This is a genomic window from Rhodococcus sp. p52, assembly GCF_000763325.2.
GTDB lineage: Bacteria > Actinomycetota > Actinomycetes > Mycobacteriales > Mycobacteriaceae > Rhodococcus > Rhodococcus pyridinivorans.
Map to the genome: position 1 here is coordinate 1,927,029 of NZ_CP016819.1, position 16,047 is coordinate 1,943,075.

General features: G+C 68.6%; 17 protein-coding genes. 6 read left to right on the forward strand and 11 right to left on the reverse strand.

The window, feature by feature from the left end:
- Positions 1–14: 14 nt before the first annotated feature.
- The gene (locus IM25_RS08910; protein ID WP_065995972.1) at positions 15–1,385 is read right to left on the reverse strand and encodes an amidase; all 1,371 of its coding nucleotides are present in this window, start codon (positions 1,383–1,385) and stop codon (positions 15–17) included.
- Positions 1,386–1,417: 32 nt separating this feature from the next.
- Complete coding sequence (locus tag IM25_RS08915) at positions 1,418–2,332, reverse strand: D-2-hydroxyacid dehydrogenase (protein ID WP_050993520.1); 915 nt, start codon at positions 2,330–2,332, stop codon at positions 1,418–1,420.
- A 141-nt stretch (positions 2,333–2,473) separates the two neighbouring features.
- Between IM25_RS08915 and IM25_RS08920 the strand changes: the two genes are divergently transcribed.
- The 3 genes from IM25_RS08920 to IM25_RS08930 are packed head-to-tail and all read left to right on the forward strand — an operon-like array spanning position 2,474 to position 4,637.
- Entirely contained in the window at positions 2,474–3,214 is a 741-nt protein-coding gene (locus IM25_RS08920) for a maleate cis-trans isomerase family protein (RefSeq protein WP_065995973.1), read from the forward strand.
- Positions 3,215–3,955, forward strand: a complete 741-nt coding sequence (locus IM25_RS08925) for a maleate cis-trans isomerase family protein (protein ID WP_006550440.1) — start codon at positions 3,215–3,217, stop codon at positions 3,953–3,955.
- The gene (locus IM25_RS08930) at positions 3,942–4,637 is read left to right on the forward strand and encodes a GntR family transcriptional regulator (protein ID WP_033096905.1); all 696 of its coding nucleotides are present in this window, start codon (positions 3,942–3,944) and stop codon (positions 4,635–4,637) included. The genes IM25_RS08925 and IM25_RS08930 overlap by 14 nt, the downstream gene beginning before the upstream one ends.
- A 6-nt stretch (positions 4,638–4,643) precedes the next feature.
- Here IM25_RS08930 and IM25_RS08935 read toward each other — a convergent pair whose 3' ends face one another.
- On the reverse strand, positions 4,644–5,249 hold the full coding sequence (locus tag IM25_RS08935) for a TetR/AcrR family transcriptional regulator (protein ID WP_033096904.1): 606 nt from the start codon (positions 5,247–5,249) through the stop codon (positions 4,644–4,646).
- Between the two features lie 83 nt (positions 5,250–5,332).
- On the opposite strand from IM25_RS08935, the gene IM25_RS08940 reads away from it, so the two are divergent.
- Positions 5,333–5,956, forward strand: coding sequence for a hypothetical protein (locus IM25_RS08940; RefSeq protein WP_006550437.1), 624 nt, complete (start codon positions 5,333–5,335; stop codon positions 5,954–5,956).
- Positions 5,957–5,969: 13 nt separating this feature from the next.
- Here the strand turns inward: IM25_RS08940 and IM25_RS08945 are convergent, their stop codons facing one another.
- The 8 genes from IM25_RS08945 to IM25_RS08980 form a co-directional block, all read right to left on the reverse strand.
- Positions 5,970–6,707 (reverse strand): acetoacetate decarboxylase family protein, encoded by a 738-nt coding sequence (locus IM25_RS08945; protein ID WP_033096903.1) that lies wholly within the window; start codon positions 6,705–6,707, stop codon positions 5,970–5,972.
- 70 nt (positions 6,708–6,777) lie between these two features.
- Positions 6,778–7,653, reverse strand: coding sequence for an aldo/keto reductase (locus tag IM25_RS08950; RefSeq protein WP_033096902.1), 876 nt, complete (start codon positions 7,651–7,653; stop codon positions 6,778–6,780).
- Positions 7,654–7,746: 93 nt separating this feature from the next.
- The gene (locus IM25_RS08955) at positions 7,747–8,325 is read right to left on the reverse strand and encodes an ATPase AAA (RefSeq protein ID WP_033096901.1); all 579 of its coding nucleotides are present in this window, start codon (positions 8,323–8,325) and stop codon (positions 7,747–7,749) included.
- Positions 8,326–8,363: 38 nt separating this feature from the next.
- A complete protein-coding gene (locus IM25_RS08960; protein WP_033096900.1) occupies positions 8,364–9,413 on the reverse strand; it encodes an acyl-CoA dehydrogenase family protein in 1,050 nt (349 codons plus the stop codon).
- The gene (locus tag IM25_RS08965; RefSeq protein ID WP_033096899.1) at positions 9,410–10,381 is read right to left on the reverse strand and encodes an acyl-CoA dehydrogenase family protein; all 972 of its coding nucleotides are present in this window, start codon (positions 10,379–10,381) and stop codon (positions 9,410–9,412) included. The genes IM25_RS08960 and IM25_RS08965 overlap by 4 nt, the downstream gene beginning before the upstream one ends.
- Positions 10,378–11,538 carry an acyl-CoA dehydrogenase family protein gene (locus IM25_RS08970; protein ID WP_033096898.1) on the reverse strand — a complete coding sequence of 387 codons (1,161 nt, stop codon included), beginning with the start codon at positions 11,536–11,538 and terminating at the stop codon, positions 10,378–10,380. The genes IM25_RS08965 and IM25_RS08970 overlap by 4 nt, the downstream gene beginning before the upstream one ends.
- Positions 11,538–12,407, reverse strand: a complete 870-nt coding sequence (locus IM25_RS08975) for an enoyl-CoA hydratase (RefSeq protein WP_033096897.1) — start codon at positions 12,405–12,407, stop codon at positions 11,538–11,540. The genes IM25_RS08970 and IM25_RS08975 overlap by 1 nt, the downstream gene beginning before the upstream one ends.
- Positions 12,404–13,951: a FadD3 family acyl-CoA ligase gene (locus IM25_RS08980; RefSeq protein ID WP_033096896.1), complete on the reverse strand. Its 1,548-nt coding sequence runs from the start codon at positions 13,949–13,951 to the stop codon at positions 12,404–12,406. The genes IM25_RS08975 and IM25_RS08980 overlap by 4 nt, the downstream gene beginning before the upstream one ends.
- Before the next feature lie 44 nt (positions 13,952–13,995).
- Here IM25_RS08980 and IM25_RS08985 point away from each other — a divergent pair, with 44 nt between their 5' ends.
- Both IM25_RS08985 and IM25_RS08990 read left to right on the forward strand, forming a co-directional pair.
- Entirely contained in the window at positions 13,996–15,204 is a 1,209-nt protein-coding gene (locus tag IM25_RS08985) for an acyl-CoA dehydrogenase family protein (RefSeq protein ID WP_065995974.1), read from the forward strand.
- Positions 15,201–16,016: an SDR family oxidoreductase gene (locus IM25_RS08990; RefSeq protein WP_033096894.1), complete on the forward strand. Its 816-nt coding sequence runs from the start codon at positions 15,201–15,203 to the stop codon at positions 16,014–16,016. The genes IM25_RS08985 and IM25_RS08990 overlap by 4 nt, the downstream gene beginning before the upstream one ends.
- Positions 16,017–16,047 lie beyond the last annotated feature (31 nt).

Below are 16,047 nucleotides of genomic sequence, written 5' to 3' on the forward strand. Positions count from 1 at the left end.
TGCAGACCGCTTCTTCAGCTCAACGCGTACTCGGCGAATCGCGCGACGGCGAGCAGCAGGTCGTCCGAGTGCCGCGGCCCGACGATCTGCAGGCCCACGGGCAGACCCGCCGAGGTGGTGCCCACAGGGATGCTGATGGCCGGCTGCTGCGTGAGATTGAAGGGATAGGTGAACGGGGTCCACTGCGGCCACGAGGTCAGCGACGAATCCGGAGGCACGTCGTGGCCGGCCTCGAAGGCGGGGATCGGCATCGTCGGGGTGATCAGCACGTTGTACTTCTGGTGGAAGATCCCCATCGTGATGCCGCCCGCCGCCGCGACCGCACGGGCCTCGAGATAGTCCACGGCACCGAGTTGTTCGCCGTGGGACCACACGCGTCCGAGACCGGGATCCACCTTGTCGCGCGTGCCCTCGGGGAAGGTCTTCAGCATCGTCGCTGCGCCTGCCGCCCAAAGGTTCTCGAAGGCATCGAGCGGATCGGGGAAACCGGGATCGGCGGCGGTCACGCGCAGCCCGGTTTCGTCGAGGACGCGGACCGCCCGGTCGACGATCTCACCGACCTCGGGGTCAACGTCGACGTAGCCGAGGGTCTTGGAATAGGCGACGTCCATCCCCACCACCTCGCGGTTGAGGCCACCGCGGAAGGTCGTCAGCGGCGGCGCAAGGGCCGTCGGGGCCCGGGGATCGGGCAGCGCGAGGATGTCGGTGAGCAGCGCCGCGTCCTCGACCGTCCGGGTGATCGGCCCGGCGTGCGCGAGCGGCCCGAACGGGCTGGCGGGGAAGATCGGGATCCGGCCGTGAGTGGGCTTGAAACCCACCACGCCGCAGAACGATGCGGGGATGCGGATACTGCCCCCACCGTCGGTGCCGACGGAGCACGGACCGAAGCCGGCCGCGACCGCCGCCGCGCTGCCACCGGACGAGCCACCGGCAGTCTTCGTCGTATCGACGGGATTCGTGGTCACCCCGTACAGGGCCGAATCGGTCACCGCCTTCCACGCGATCTCCGGGGTGGTGGTCTTGCCCACCAGCACCATTCCGTCCTCGCGCAGCCGGGCCGCGACCGGGCTGTCGACGTTCCAGTCCTGGTTCTCGTCGATGGCCTGCGAGCCCCGCAGGGTCGGCCATCCGTCGGTGAGGAAGACGTCCTTGATCGAGATGGGGACCCCGTCGAGCAGACCCTTCGAATAGCCGGTCCGCCACCGCTCCTCGGAGCGGCGTGCCTGGTCGAGGGCCTTCTCCTCGTCGACGAGGCAGAACGAGTTGATCTCGCGATCGTGCGCCGCGATCCGATCGAGCACGGCCCGTGTCACCTCGACGGGAGACAACTCGCCCGAGGAGAACGCCGACACGAGTTCGACGGCGGTCATGTCTGTGGGCTCCATCGTGCCTCCTTCTCGTCGGACGATGCCGACTCTCACGCGCCGGGCACGTAACCCAGCTTCTTGTCCACCACGTTCCGAAGAGGTTCGCCACTGCGGTGACGGTGGAAATTGTCGATGAAGACGTCCACCAGCGCATCGCGCCAGCCCACGAAATCCCCCGAATTGTGCGGGGTGATCGAGACGTTCGGCATGTCCCAGAGCAGATGGTCCTCGGGGAGCGGCTCGACGTCGAGCACATCCAGTGCGGCACCGGCGATGGCGCCCGACCGCAGTGCCTCGACGAGGTCGTCGGTGCGCACGAGTTCGCCCCGCCCGACGTTGACGAAGCGGGCCTGCGACTTCATCGCGGCGAACATCCGGGCGTCGAACAGGTGCCGGGTCTGCTCGGTGAGAGGCGCGGCCACGACGACGAAATCGGCGTCGGCGAGGGCGCCGGGTAGATCCGCGGTCGTGGTGACGGTGCCGAAATCGGGGTCGTCGTCGCGAGGGCGCCGGCCCGAGCCTCGGACCGTCATCCCCACGGCCGAGAGCAGGCGTGCGATCGCGCGGCCGATCGGACCGGTGCCGACGACGAGCACGGAGCGACCGGCGATGCGTTCGGACTCGCGGTGCTTCCAGATGTGCTCGCGCTGGAGCCGCAGGGATTCGGGGATGTCCTTGGCGAAGGAAAGTATCTGGGCGAGCACGTATTCGGCGATCGCCCCGTCGAAGACTCCGCGGGAATTGGTGACGACCACGTCGCTGTCGCGCAGGTCGGGGAACATGAGGGCGTCGACCCCGGCCGCGGCGACATGGATCCACTTCAAGGAGGTCGCGGCGTGCCAGGCCGCGGGCAGGGCGTCGGTGAGGAAGTCGTACGCGAAGAGGATGTCGGCGCCGTCGAGTGCGTCGGCCAGACCGGCGGCGTCGGTGTAGCGCACCGTGGCGTGTTCGGCCACCGGGGCCATCCACGCACGATCCGGCACGGCTTCGGCATGAAGCACTGCAACGACCGGCTGGGCATCCACGTTGACACCGTAAGAGCGCCTCGTATTATTGTCAACAATCCTCAAGGCTGAGGGAACTCTTTGACGAAGCCGAGGGACCGTATGGAACTGAACATTCCCGAGTTCGAAGGTCCTCTGGCTCAGCGGGGCATCGGTGTGATCGCACCCTTCGATCTCGCCCTGGAACGAGAACTGTGGCGATGGGCGCCGCTCGAGGTCAGTCTGCACCTCGCTCGACCCCCCTACGAGCCGGTGCCGGTCAGCCGTGCCATGGCCGAGATGGTCTCCGACCGGCGGCACCTGATGGTCGCGACCCGCGACGTGCTGTCGGTGGAACCGGAAGTCGTTGCGTATCTGTGTACCTCGGGCAGTTTCGTCAACGGGGTGGCCTACGAGAAGGCCCTTTGCGACGCGATCTGCGGGGCGGGCGCACCGTGCGCGGTCACGACCTCCGGAGCGCTGCTCGAAGCCCTCCGCGCACTCGACCTGACCCGCATCTCGGTGATCACCCCCTACGACCGGGAGCTCACCGACCTACTGCGAGACTTCCTGAACGAGGCCGGAACCGAGGTCGTCCGGTCGTCGCATCTCGGGCTCGGCGGCGGCATCTGGAAGGTCAACTACCGCACCATCGCCGAACACATCATCGGGGCCGATACCCCCGAGTCGCAGGCGATCTTCGTCAGTTGCACCAACCTGCCGACCTACGACCTGATCGCGCCGCTCGAACGGGAACTCGGCAAGCCGGTCCTCACGGCCAACCAGCTCACCATCTGGGCGTGCCTGGGACGGATGAAGTTGCCCATGACCGGGCCGGGAAAGTGGTTGAGAGGAGTGTTCTGAATGCATCGTGACCGTCCGACCATCGGGATCGTCTACCCGGATCATGCCGCCGAGGACGACTACCCGTTCGCCGCCGAACTCCTGGGGGTGAATCTGCCCGTCGCCCACATCTACGGAACCGATCTGCACGCCGTTCCCGAACTCCTCGACCTCGGGAGCCCGGCCAAGCTCGCCGGGGGAGCGGCGCAGTTCGCGGACGAGCCCCTCGACGCTCTCGTGTGGGCGTGCACGTCGGGCAGCTTCGTGTACGGACCCGAGGGGGCACGCACCCAGGTCGAGCAGCTCTCCCGGGACGCGGGAGGCGTGCCCACGACCAGCACGAGCATCGCGTTCGTCGCCGCACTACGGGCGCTCGGAGTCGGCCGGGTGGCCGTGTCGGCGAGTTATCCGCGGGACGTCGCCGAACTGTTCGTCGCCTTCCTCGCGGACGCCGATGTCGAGGTCGTCTCGCTCGCCGACGCCGGCATCGACACCGCCGCCGAGGTCGGCACCCTGACCGACGAGGCCGTCCTCGAATTCGTGAGGACCAACGATCATCCCGACGCACAGGCGGTCCTCGTGCCCGACACCGCGATGCACACGCTGCGGATCATGCGGGAACTCGGGAAGGAGACCGGCAAGCCGGTGCTGACCGCCAATCAGGTCACCGTGTGGCACGGCCTGGAACTGGCCGGATATACAGTGGAATGCCCGGAGCTGGGCTCACTGTTCGAGGAGGATACCGATCATGGTGCTCGGTGATCTGGAAGATCTACGTCCTGTCACCCGGCCGTCCACGGCCGAGCTCATCGCCGAACAGATCCGGTCGGCCATCGTCCGGGGTGCGCTCGGTCCCGGGGAACAGCTGGGGGAGGCCGAACTCGCGGCGCACTTCCAGGTCTCCCGGGGCCCGCTGCGAGAAGCCATGCAGCGGTTGCTGTCCGAAGGTCTGCTCTACAGCATCCGCAACCGGGGCATCTTCGTCACCGAGCTCACCTTCGACGACGTCGTCGACATCTACCGCAGCCGCTGGGTCATCGAGGGCGGTGCCCTCGACCTGGTGCTGGAGGGCCGTCGCGAACAGACGTGGAAGGCCCTCGAACCGGCGATCGAGGAGATGCGCACCGCCGCCGAACGCGAGGACGCCACCGGTGTCTCGGACGGCGACCGGCGTTTCCACGAGATCCTCGTGGCCAGTGCCGACAGTCCGCGGCTCGTGCGGGCAGCCCGCACGCTGCTCGTCGAGACGCGGATGTGCCTCGGCGCGTTGCAGACCACCTATCCCGACCTGCACGTGCAGGTGGACGAGCACGTCGTGCTGCGGGAGGCGATCCGCACCGCCGACCGGGAGGAGGTGCGGCGTCTGCTCGACGAGCACCTGCACGACACGGTCACCCGGCTCCGCGAGCGTCAGAACGTCGACGGCGTGATCGCGTCCGGCTGATACGGCTCAGCCGGGAGGGGTGAACGACGACAGGGCCGTTGCGGCGATGTTGCCGCCGGCGTCCTCCGACGCCAACCGTCCTGCCGCGACTTCGGTTGCGGCACAATGGACCAGGCTGTGCAGGACCGACGCCAGCCAGGACGACGACAGGTCGGTGCGGAACGCCCCTTCGGCGCGACCGCGCTCGATGAGGGCGGTCGCGCGGGCGAGCAGGCCGTCGTGTGCGGCGCGTACGTCCTCGGCGGGAAGTGCTTGTTCGGCCGCCGCGAGCAGTGCCCCCGCGTCGGCGGTCAGCGACCACGAGCCCGCGATGAGGCGGTGAAGGGCGTCGCGGGGGTCGCCCGTGAGGTCGATCCGGTCCACGGTCTGTTCCGCCTCGGCGAGCGCGCGCTGCACCACGGCGGTGACGAGTTCTGCGCGAGTGGGGAAGTGGCCGTAGAGGGTGACACGCCCGACGCCGGCCGCCTTGGCGATCTCCCCGATGCTCGCGTCGGGGTCACGACTCAGTGCGATGCGCGCGGCGTCGAGGATCGCCTCGATGTTCCGCTCGGCGTCCGCACGTTTCCTGGTGTGAAGCGATACGGGACGGCGGGATGTCTCGTGGGTGGTCACGGATCCTCCTCTTGTCGAACACTGATGTTCAGGTTACGCTGACCATCAACTCGAACATCACTGTTCAACTTAGGCGGATCCTCATGACGAGCTCCGACATCACCATCGTCCCCGTCGATCGACCTGCGACCGGCATCGACCCGAAGGCGCTGCTACGAGGGGTGCTGCGCCGGTGGCCGAGCCTCGTCGCAGTCGCCCTCGCCGCGTTCGTCCTCGCGGACGGGGGCACCGACTTCCCGGCGATCCTCACCGGCGCGGCACTGGTCTATCTCGGTGCCGCCGTGCTGGGTCGTCGCAGCGCGGCTTGGCCGCTGTTCCTCGGCGCCGTCGCGCTGATCGGCGTCGGCAAGGTCGCCGTCGTCGCGTTCGGGGTGCCGGTCGAGATCACCGTGGTGATGGTTGCGCTCGGTGCCGCGGGCGCCGTCTACGGACTCGCGCGCACCCCGGCCGGCCGGGCGATGCTCGTCGGGCCGTCGACCGTGGCCATGCTGGGTTTCGGTGCCGTCGCGGTGGCCGCGGTGACGGTCACCCCCGTCCCGGCGGGCGTGATCGTCGGGCTCGGACTGCTCGGTCACGCCGCGTGGGACTACCTTCATTTCCGCCGGAACACCGTGGTCGCCCGCTCGCTCGCGGAGTTCTGCGGTGTGCTCGACACCCTGCTGGGTGTCGCGGTGATCGTCCTCGCCGTCTCGGGCGCGCTCTCCTGAGTCCGGGAGAGCCTCAGACGACGGTCGCGTTGCCGAAGATCATCCGCAGATCGGCGATCGACGACGAGGTCAGTGCGCGTCGGGGCAGACCGAGCGACCGCAGTTCGTCGGCGATCGGATGCGTCCCCAACCGTAGGGTCGCGCCGCCGAGCCGGGTGCGCACGCCGCTCGGATTCATCTCCCAGGTCGTGCAACGGGTGACGTCGTCGATGTGCGAGTAGGCGGCGAGCGAGGCTGCAAGGCCGTTGCCCGGCACCGGAAATCCGGGCGCCACCGCCAGTTCGGCGATCAGCACACCGTCGGCGGAGACCGAACCGCGCTTGGTGCTGCTGTCGTGGTCGGTGTCGAAGTCGGCGAGGGTCTTCGGGAACCCCCAAATGCCGCGTCCCGCCGCAAGAGTGAAGTCGCCGTCGACGGGCAGATGGTGGATGAGCGCACCGGCCTGCCCGCCGACCAGGCTCCGCCAGTCGCCGACGATGCCGTCGCCGCGGTTGTGATGGTTGCGGACGAGGAAGCACACCCCGAACTCGTTGTACGGGCCGAGGTCCCCGTCGACGTAGTCCACGAAGACGAGCGTGCAGATCCCGTGGTCCGGGCGGTACTGCAGGATCTCGAGCCCGGTGCGGGCGACGAGTTCCTGCGCGGGGCGCACGGGAACCGAGAACATCCCCATGAACGCCGTGGCCGTTCGGACCTGCACGGGCATGGTGACCGGCTTGCCCAGCACTACATGCGTCGTCGTCTCGCTCATCGCTGCCTTCCGGAAGTCGGACGTGCGTACCCCGACAATGAGAACACGTTCCAGTTCCGGGGGGGAGGGACTAGGAAGGAGCGCCGATGTTCATCTCGTCGGGATGCGCGCCCACCCGCGTGCCGTCGTCGAGCGTGTCGAGTTCGCTGAGGTCGAGCTCGTCGAGCTCGAAGTCGAAGACGTCGATGTTCTGGGAGATGCGCTGCTCGTGCACCGACTTCGGGATGACGATCAGCCCGTTCTGCAGATGCCAGCGGATCAGCACCTGCGCGGCCGACTTGCTGTGACGATCGGCGATGCGGGTGACGATCGGGTCGACGAGCAGGGTGTTCGGCTTCGAGTTCGGACCCCACCCCGAGTTGCTCGTGCCACCGAGCGGGCTCCACGACTCCACGGCGATGCCGTGCTCGGACGCGAACCGGCGGATCTCCTGCTGCGACAGGTGCGGATGCAACTCCACCTGATCCACCGCAGGCAACAACCCGCCACGATCGACCAGCAACTGCAGGTGGTGCGGTTCGAAGTTGCACACCCCGACCGCCTTCGCGCGCCCGGACTCGGCGATCTTCTCGAGGGCGTCCCAGGTGCGCAGGATCCGCTCGCGGTCCTGCAGCGGCCAGTGGATCAGGTAGAGGTCGACGTACTCGGTGCCCAGCTTCTTCAGGCTCGTGTCGAAGGCCTTCAGCGCCGGCTCGTAACCCTGATCGGAGTTCCACAGCTTGGTGGTGACGAAGATGTCCTCGCGCGGCACCGACGACGCGGCGAGCGCGCGCCCGACGCCTTCCTCGTTGCCGTAGGCCGCGGCCGTGTCGATGTGCCGGTAACCGGCCTCGTCGATCGCGTATCGGACCGCATGTTCGGTCTCGTCGTTGGTGGCCTGCCAGACTCCCAGGCCCAGCTGCGGGATCGTCGTTCCGGAATTCAGCGTGATCGTGGGAGGTGTCATCTCTCCGACGTTAGCGAGCCGCCGCGGCGGGCGCGAGGAATCCCGGACGATCAGGTGCTCTCCGGCCCGCGGGCGTCGAGGCGGGCGTCGAGTTCATCCGCCGGACCTCGGGGGACGGCAGGCGAGCAGCGCCGCCCACGCATCGACCTCCCGGCGGCTCGTCAGCCGTACGACCGGCAGATCGGGACGCTGTGTGAGCGCGGTGAGGACGCGGTCGCGATATCCGCCGTGGGTGCGCCACGCCCAGCGCACGATGTGGTCGCGATCGCGGAAGAAGGTGTGCAGGGGCGGTTCGATGTTGCCGTTCCACAGTTCTTCCCGGCGCACCCGGCGTCGCAGCGTCCGCCACACCACCTGGCGCATCACCGTGCTCCGCGGCAGGTCGAGCCACACCATCAGGTCGGCGCGCTCGACGAGCAGCGGCCGCACCGCGGTGTACTGCCACTCCGTCACCCAGCGAGACTGCGCGGTGAACTCCTCGACGTCGTCGCGGAAGGACGGACGCGGCGTCCAGTTCGGACCGTGATGGAGCCCGTCGATCTCGACGTGCGGAAGGTCGAGGATCTCCCCGATCCTCGCGGCGAGGGTCGTCTTGCCGGAACCGGACGTCCCCGCCACGAGGACGCGGCGGGGACGAACGGGGAGCGGAACCGAGGAATCGAGGAGGCGCATCACCGATCTTTCGCAGGGATCGCCGCCGACGATATTGCTCAGGCGGAGACCGCGCTCAGGTATTCGCGCGGTTGCCCGAACAACTGGGCGCTGCCGTGCGCCCGCTTGAAGAACAACTGCGCGTCGTGCTCCCAGGTGATCGCGATCCCGCCGTGCAACTGCACGGCCTCCGAGGCGACCTGCTGGAAGGCCTCCGAACAGTAGATCTTCGCTGCGTACGCGTCCTGCGGATCCTGCGACAACGCAGCCGCATACGACATCGACCGCGCCGTCTCCACGAGCGCGTACATGTCGGCCATGCGGTGCTTGAGCGCCTGGAACGACCCGATCGCGCGACCGAACTGCTTGCGGTTCTTCGCATAGTCGACGGTCAGGTCGAGCACGGCCTGCGCGGCGCCCACCTGCTCGGCCGACAGGGCGATCGCCGCGGACGCCCGCAACCGGTCGACGAGATCGTCGGACGACGCCAGGCGACGACCGGTCACCGCCGAGAACGACACCTCCGCGAGGGAACGCGTGGGATCCATCGTGGGCACGCGGCGTCGCGACACCCCGTCGGTCTCCGGGTCGATTTCGAACAGGCCGACCGTGTCGCCGTCGGTGGCGAGCACGAGCAGGGTGGACGCGATGTCGCCGCCGAGCACGTAGTGCGCGGTTCCGGTCAGCACGTCGCCCTCGGCGCTCACGCCGGGACGCTGCCAGCCGGCGGCCGACGCCCAGCACACTGCGACGACCTCGCCGGCCGCGATGCCGGGGAGCAGACGCGCCGCCGCGTCGGCATCACCGGACAGCAGCACGGTCTGCGCCGCGAGCACCGCCGACCCCAGGAACGGCGACGGCGTGAGGGTGCGGCCGAGTTCCTCGAGGACCACGTGGGTCTCGACCCACGAGGCGCCCACACCGTCGTACTCCTCCGGAACGGCGAGGGCCGCGACCCCGACCTGTTCGACGAGCATCGTCCACAGTTCGTCGTCGTATCCGCTGCCGGTGGTGATCGCCCGCCTCACGGCAGCCGAATCGGAGTGCTTGGCGAGCAGGGTGCGTACCGAGTCCCGCAGTGCGGCACGCTCTTCCGTCTCGAACGTCACGACGCCTCGCTCTCGAGTGCCGCGACCACGCGTGCCCGGTGCTCGTCGGGGGTGCCCCACGCAGTGACGAGCGCGCGGACCTTCGTGATCCACAGCGACAGATCGTATTCCTGGGTGTAGCCGATGGCGCCGTGCACCTGCAGTGCCGTGCGCGCGGCGAGATAGGCGGCATCGCCGCACGCGACCTTCGCGGCCGAGACGTCCCGGGACGCGGTGGACAGCTCGTCGCGGACGGCGATGGCCGCGCCGTGCAGCAGCGGACGTGCCATCTCCAGCGCGATCGCCACCTCGGCGAGGTGGTGCTTGACGGCCTGGAAGGAGCCGATCGCACGACCGAACTGCTTGCGCTGCTGCGCGTACTCGACGGTGGTGTCGAGCAGAGTCCGGCCCAGGCCCTGGAGCTGAGCTGCAGACGCCAGGACACCGATGTCGAAAGCCGCAGCGGTATCTGCCGATCCGAGCGACTCGCCGACGGTGAGCGAGGCGAGCGTGCGCGACCGGTCGACCGACTCGCGCGTGTCCCCGGCGGTGCCCATCGAGACTGTGCCGTCGGCGACGTGCAGCGCGAGGTCGGCGACGTGCGCGTCGACCGCGTACGGCGCGTGGGGGAGCATCGCGACGGTGGCGAGCGATCCGGCGGCAAGCGGGCCGAGACGCTCGGGTGCCACGGCGGCGAGCAGAACCGGTGCCACCGCGACGGTTTCGACCACCGGACCGGGCACAGCGTGGCGACCGAGCTGTTCGACGGCGACGACGAGATCGACCGCGTCGGCCCCGAGGCCGTCGTGCTCCTCGGCAACGAGCAGACCGTTGACGCCGGTCTCGGCCAGTCGCTCCCACACCTGCAGACCCGGTGCCGTGTCGCCGCTGTTCCACGCACGGATCACCTGCGGCATATCCGACTTGGTGAGCAGGGCGTCGATACTGGACGCGAAGTCCTCATGGGACTCGTCGAGTGCGAATCTCATCGATCACCCCTCGGAAGGCCGAGCAGCCGCTCGGCAATGACGTTCTTCTGGATTTCGTTGGTACCGGCGTAGATCGGGCCCGACAGCGAGAACAGGTAACCGTCGGTCCAGCCGTCGACGAGTTCGGCGTCCGCACCCTGCAGGTCGAGCGCCGTCTCATGCGCGGCGATGTCCCACTCGGACCAGAACACCTTGTTGATCGACGATTCGGCGCCGAGCTGTCCGCCCGCGGTCAGGCGCGTGACGGTCGCCCAGGTCGACAGCTCGTAGGCGCGCGCCCCGATCCACGCGTCGGCGACGCGGTTGCGCAGCGCGGTGTCGCCGTGGAGATCGGACTCGCCGTAGGCGCGCAGCAGCCGGTCGGTGGCCGCCAGGAATCGGCCCGGCGCACGCAGCGACAGACCGCGCTCGTTGGAGGCGGTGCTCATCGCGACCCGCCATCCTTCGTTCACCGCACCGATCACACCGGACTCACCGGGACGCTCCGGGTCGTCGGGGACGAAGACGTCCTCGAGGAAGATCTCTGCGAAGCCCGGCTCACCGTCGAGCTGCGGGATCGGTCGCACGGTGACGCCCTCGGCCCGCAGGTCGAACATGAAGTAGGTGATGCCCTTGTGCCGCTGGGCCTCCGGGTCGGAGCGAAACAGACCGAAACCCATGTCGGCATAGGACGCCCGCGAGCTCCAGGTCTTCTGGCCGTTGAGCAGCCAGCCGCCGTCGACTTTCGTGGCGGTCGAGCGCAGCGACGCGAGGTCGGAGCCGGACTCGGGTTCCGACCAGGCCTGGGCCCAGATGTCGTCGGCCCGGGCCATGCGCGGCATGATGCGGGCGAGCTGTTCGGGGTGGGCATGCTCGAACAGGGTGGGTGCGAGCAGGAAGATACCGTTCTGGCTCACCCGGCCGGGCGCACCGGCGCGGTGGTACTCCTCCTCGAACACGACCCACTGCTCGAGGGTCGCGTCGCGGCCGCCGAGTTCCTCGGGCCAGGAGACGACCGACAGGCGTGCATCGGCGAGGGTCCGTTCCCACTGCCGGTGTTCCTCGAAGCCCTCGGCCGTGTCCATCGACTCGAGCGGCGTCGTGGGGACGTTCTCGGCGAGGAAGGCGCGTACCTCGTCGCGGAACGCGAGGGTGGCGTCGTCGAGCTGCAGATCCACTACTTCGCTCCTTCCACCGGACGAGCGCTCGCGGCCATCGACTTGGCGTTCATGCCGCCGAGCGAGTCGGCGCCGACCTCGGCGTTGTGCGCGTGCGCGAAGTGGTGCAGGCCGAAGACCGAGTCCATGCCGTTGCGCATGCCCATCTGGTCCTCGCACTGGTTGACGGCGCGCTTGGTGAGCGCGAGCCCGAAGCGGGGCATCTCCGCGATGCGGGCGGCGAGGGCGAGGGTCTCGTTCTCGAGTTCCTCACGCGGCACGACGCGGCTGACCATGCCCACCTCGTAGGCGCGCTGGGCACTGAAACGATCACCGGTGTAGAGGATCTCCTTCGCGAAGCGCGTTCCGAGGATCCACGGGTGCGCGAAGTACTCGACACCCGGGATGCCCATGCGGACCACGGGATCGGAGAAGAAGGCATCCTCGGACGCGACGATCAGGTCGCACACCCACGCCAGCATGAGACCACCGGCGATGCAGGCGCCCTGCACCGACGCGATGGTGGGCTTGGGGATCTCGCGCCAGCGGCGGCACATCCCCAGGTAGACCTCCATCTCACGGGCGTAGCGCTGGTCGCCGCCGGGCTTGTCGACGTGATCCCACCACATCACGGCCTTGTTGTCGTAGTGGACGTGGTGGTCGCGGCCCGGGGTGCCCAGATCGTGGCCGGCGGAGAAGTGCTTGCCGTTGCCGGCCAGCACGATCACCTTGACCTCGTCGTCCTCGACGGCCCTCTCGAAGGTGGCGTCGAGCGCGTAGGTCATGACCGAGTTCTGGGCGTTGCGGTAATCGGGTCGGTTGAGAGTGACGATCGCGACGCCGTCGCGCACCTCGTAGGTGACGACATCGGGCTCGAACGGGACGGTCATGACTTCTCCTCACGCAGAACGTTCTTCAGTACCTTGCCGGACGGGTTTCGGGGCAGCGCATCGATGAACCGAACCGATCGCGGCGCTTTGAAGTTGGCGAGTTTCTCTCGGGCGTACGCGATCACGTCGTCCTCGGTGAGCGGATGTCCGTCCAGCGGGACCACGAACGCCCGGCCGACCTCACCCATGCGCTCGTCGGGGACACCGATCACCCCGACCTCGTGGACTCCCGGCAGGCGCAGCAGTGCCGCTTCGACCTCCGCCGGATAGACGTTGAATCCGCCGCTGATGTACATGTCCTTGAGACGATCGGTGATGTCGAGATAGCCGCGTTCGTCGACGGTCCCGACATCGCCGGTGTGCAGCCACCCGTCCTCGTCGATCGTCTTGGCCGTGGCCTCGGGATCGTCGAGATAACCGAGCATGACGTTCGGGCCGCGCAGCAGGATCTCGCCCTTGTCGCCGATGCGCACCTCGAACTCCGCGGTGGCGCGTCCGGACGAGGTGGAGACGGTGACGGGATCGTCGTCGGTGCGGCACATCGTCGCGACGACCGCCTCGGTCTGCCCGTAGGCGGTGAGCACCGCGTCGAAGCTCAGTTCGTTCTGCATGCGCTCGACGAGGGAGACGGGCACGGGTGCGGCGCCGGTGACGGCGATGCGCAGGTTGCTCAGGTCGTACTCGCCGCGCCGCGGGTGGTCGAGGATGGACTGGTAGATCGTCGGGGCGCCCGGGAGGACGCTGATGCGCTCGGCCGCGACCATCGCCATGACCTTCTCTACGTCGAAGGTCGCGAGGGGGATGACGGTGGAGCCATGGAGCAGTGCGGCGACGAAGCCGGCCTTGTACCCGAAGCTGTGGAAGAACGGGTTGATGATCAGGTAGTTGTCGTCGATCGTCAGTTCGGCGCACTCGGCCCACGCCTGCGCGACACCGATGCACTGACGGTGGGCGCTGAGCACGCCCTTGCTGCGGCCGGTCGTGCCCGAGGTGAACAGGATGTCGGAGACGTCGTCGGGGGTCACGGCCGCGGCGCGCGCGTCGGCCTCGGTGCGGGCGGCGTCGGTGGCGGAGGACAGGAAGTCCGCCCACTCGACGATCCCGTCGATCGGCGCGTCGTTCCCGCCCAGCGGGACCCGCACGGTCGTCGGGATCGACAGTTCCGGAGCGGCCTTGCACAGTTCGGTGTAGCGGTCGGTACCGAGGAAGTCGCCGACCACGACGAGGGCCTCGGGGCGGACGCGCTCGACGACGTCGGCGGCCTCGTTTCCGGTGTAGCGGGTGTTGAGGGGTACGACGACCCCGCCGGCCCAATGTGTACCCAGGGCAGCGATCACCCAGTGGAACGTGTTGGGCGACCAGATGACGACGCGCGCACCGCGTTCGACGCCGCGGGAGACGAGCGCCGCGGCGACATCGCGGACGTGGTCGCGCAGTTGTGCGAAGGTCAGCCGGGTGTCGCCATCGGCGATCGCGAGCAGGTCCGGCCAGGTGTCGGCGGCACGTACGAGTGCGGCCGGAGTGGTTCTCGGTCGTGTGTTCACAGAGCTCCCTACCTAGCAATTGCTTGGTAGGTTATCGTACGGATGTGCACGAGAGCGAGAGCCAGGAAAATGCGGAGTTCGCAGCCACCGTCCGACAGTGGCTCGAAGACAACCTGACCGGCGAATTCGCCGAGCTCAGAGGCAAGGGCGGACCCGGAAGCGAACACGAGTTCTTCGAACAGCGACTCGCGTGGGACCGGCATCTGGCCGCTGCCGGATGGACCTGCATCGGCTGGCCCACCGAGTACGGCGGGGGCGGCGCGAGCATGGATCAGCGCGTGATCTTCCACGAGGAGTACGCGAAGGCGAACGCGCCCGCGCGCGTCAACCACCTCGGTGAGGAACTGCTCGGCCCCACCCTCATCGCGTTCGGGACCGAGGAACAGAAGCAGCGCTTCCTGCCCGGGATCCGTAACGTCACCGAACTGTGGGCGCAGGGCTACTCGGAACCGGGAGCCGGCTCCGACCTCGCCAACGTCTCCACCACCGCCCGCCTCGAGGGCGACAAGTGGGTGATCAACGGTCAGAAGGTCTGGACGTCGCTCGCACACGTCGCACAATGGGCCTTCGTCGTCGCGCGGACGGAACCCGGTTCGACCCGCCATCACGGCCTGAGCTTCCTGCTCGTGCCCCTCGACCAGCCCGGCGTCACGGTGCGGCCCATTCAGCAGCTCACGGGCACCTCCGAGTTCAACGAGGTCTTCTTCGACGACGCCGTCACCGACGCCGACCTCGTCGTCGGTGCCCCCGGCGACGGGTGGAAGGTCGCGATGGGTCTGCTGACCTTCGAACGCGGCGTCTCCACCCTCGGGCAGCAGATCGGCTTCGCCCGCGAACTCGACGGCATCGTCTCCGTCGCCGAGAGCAACGGTGCGATCGACGATCCGCACCTCCGCGAACGCATCGCCCGCGCGCGGATCGAACTGCGGGTCATGCGTGCCCACGCCCTGCGCACCCTCGGCGACGCCGACCCGGGTCAGGCCTCGGTCGCGAAACTGCTGTGGGCGAACTGGCATCGCGACCTGGGGCAACTCGCCATGGACGTGCAGGGATCGTCATCGCTCGTCGGCCCCGATCACGACCATGCCGGAAATCCCTCCGACATCACCGATCCCGAACATCTCGAGCTCGCGGAATGGCAGCGGCTGTTCCTGTTCACCCGCGCCGACACCATCTACGGCGGATCCAACGAGATCCAGCGCAACATCATCGCCGAGCGCGTGCTCGGCCTTCCCCGGGAGGCACGTCCGTGACCGCAACACCCCGTCCCGCATCCCCGCTCGCGACCCCGCCGGTCGAGACCCCCGGCCACGGACTGCTCCGCGACAAGAAGGTCGTGGTCACCGCCGCCGCCGGTACCGGCATCGGATTCGCCACCGCGCGTCGCTCGCTGCTCGAGGGCGCCGACGTGCTCGTCTCCGACTTCCACGAGCGCCGGCTCGGCGAGTCCGCGGAGAAGCTCGCGGCCGAGTTCCCCGAACAGCAGGTCGCGACGATCGTGTGCGACGTGTCGTCCACCGAACAGGTCGACGCCCTCATCACCGGCGCCGCCGACCGGCTAGGGCGCATCGACGTGCTCGTCAACAACGCCGGACTCGGTGGGGAGACGCCCGTCGTCGAGATGACCGACGAGGAATGGGATCGCGTCCTCGACATCACCCTCACCAGCACCTTCCGCGCGACCCGCGCGGCACTGCGCTACTTCCGCTCGGTCGACCACAACGGCGTGCTCGTCAACAACGCGTCGGTACTCGGCTGGCGCGCCCAGCACTCGCAGGCGCACTACGCGGCGGCGAAGGCCGGCGTCATGGCCCTGACCCGCTGCTCCGCGATCGAGGCCGCCGAATACGGCGTGCGCATCAACGCCGTCGCCCCGTCCATCGCCCGACACCCCTTCCTCGCGAAGGTCACCAGCGAGGAACTGCTCGACAACCTCGCCGCCGGTGAGGCCTACGGCCGCGCCGCCGAGGTCTGGGAGGTCGCGGCGACCATCGCGATGCTCGCGAGCGACTACACGACCTATCTGACCGGCGAGGTCGTGTCGGTCTCCTCCCAGCGCGCATGAACGCGCTCTCGGTCGGCTTGAAAGGATGTCC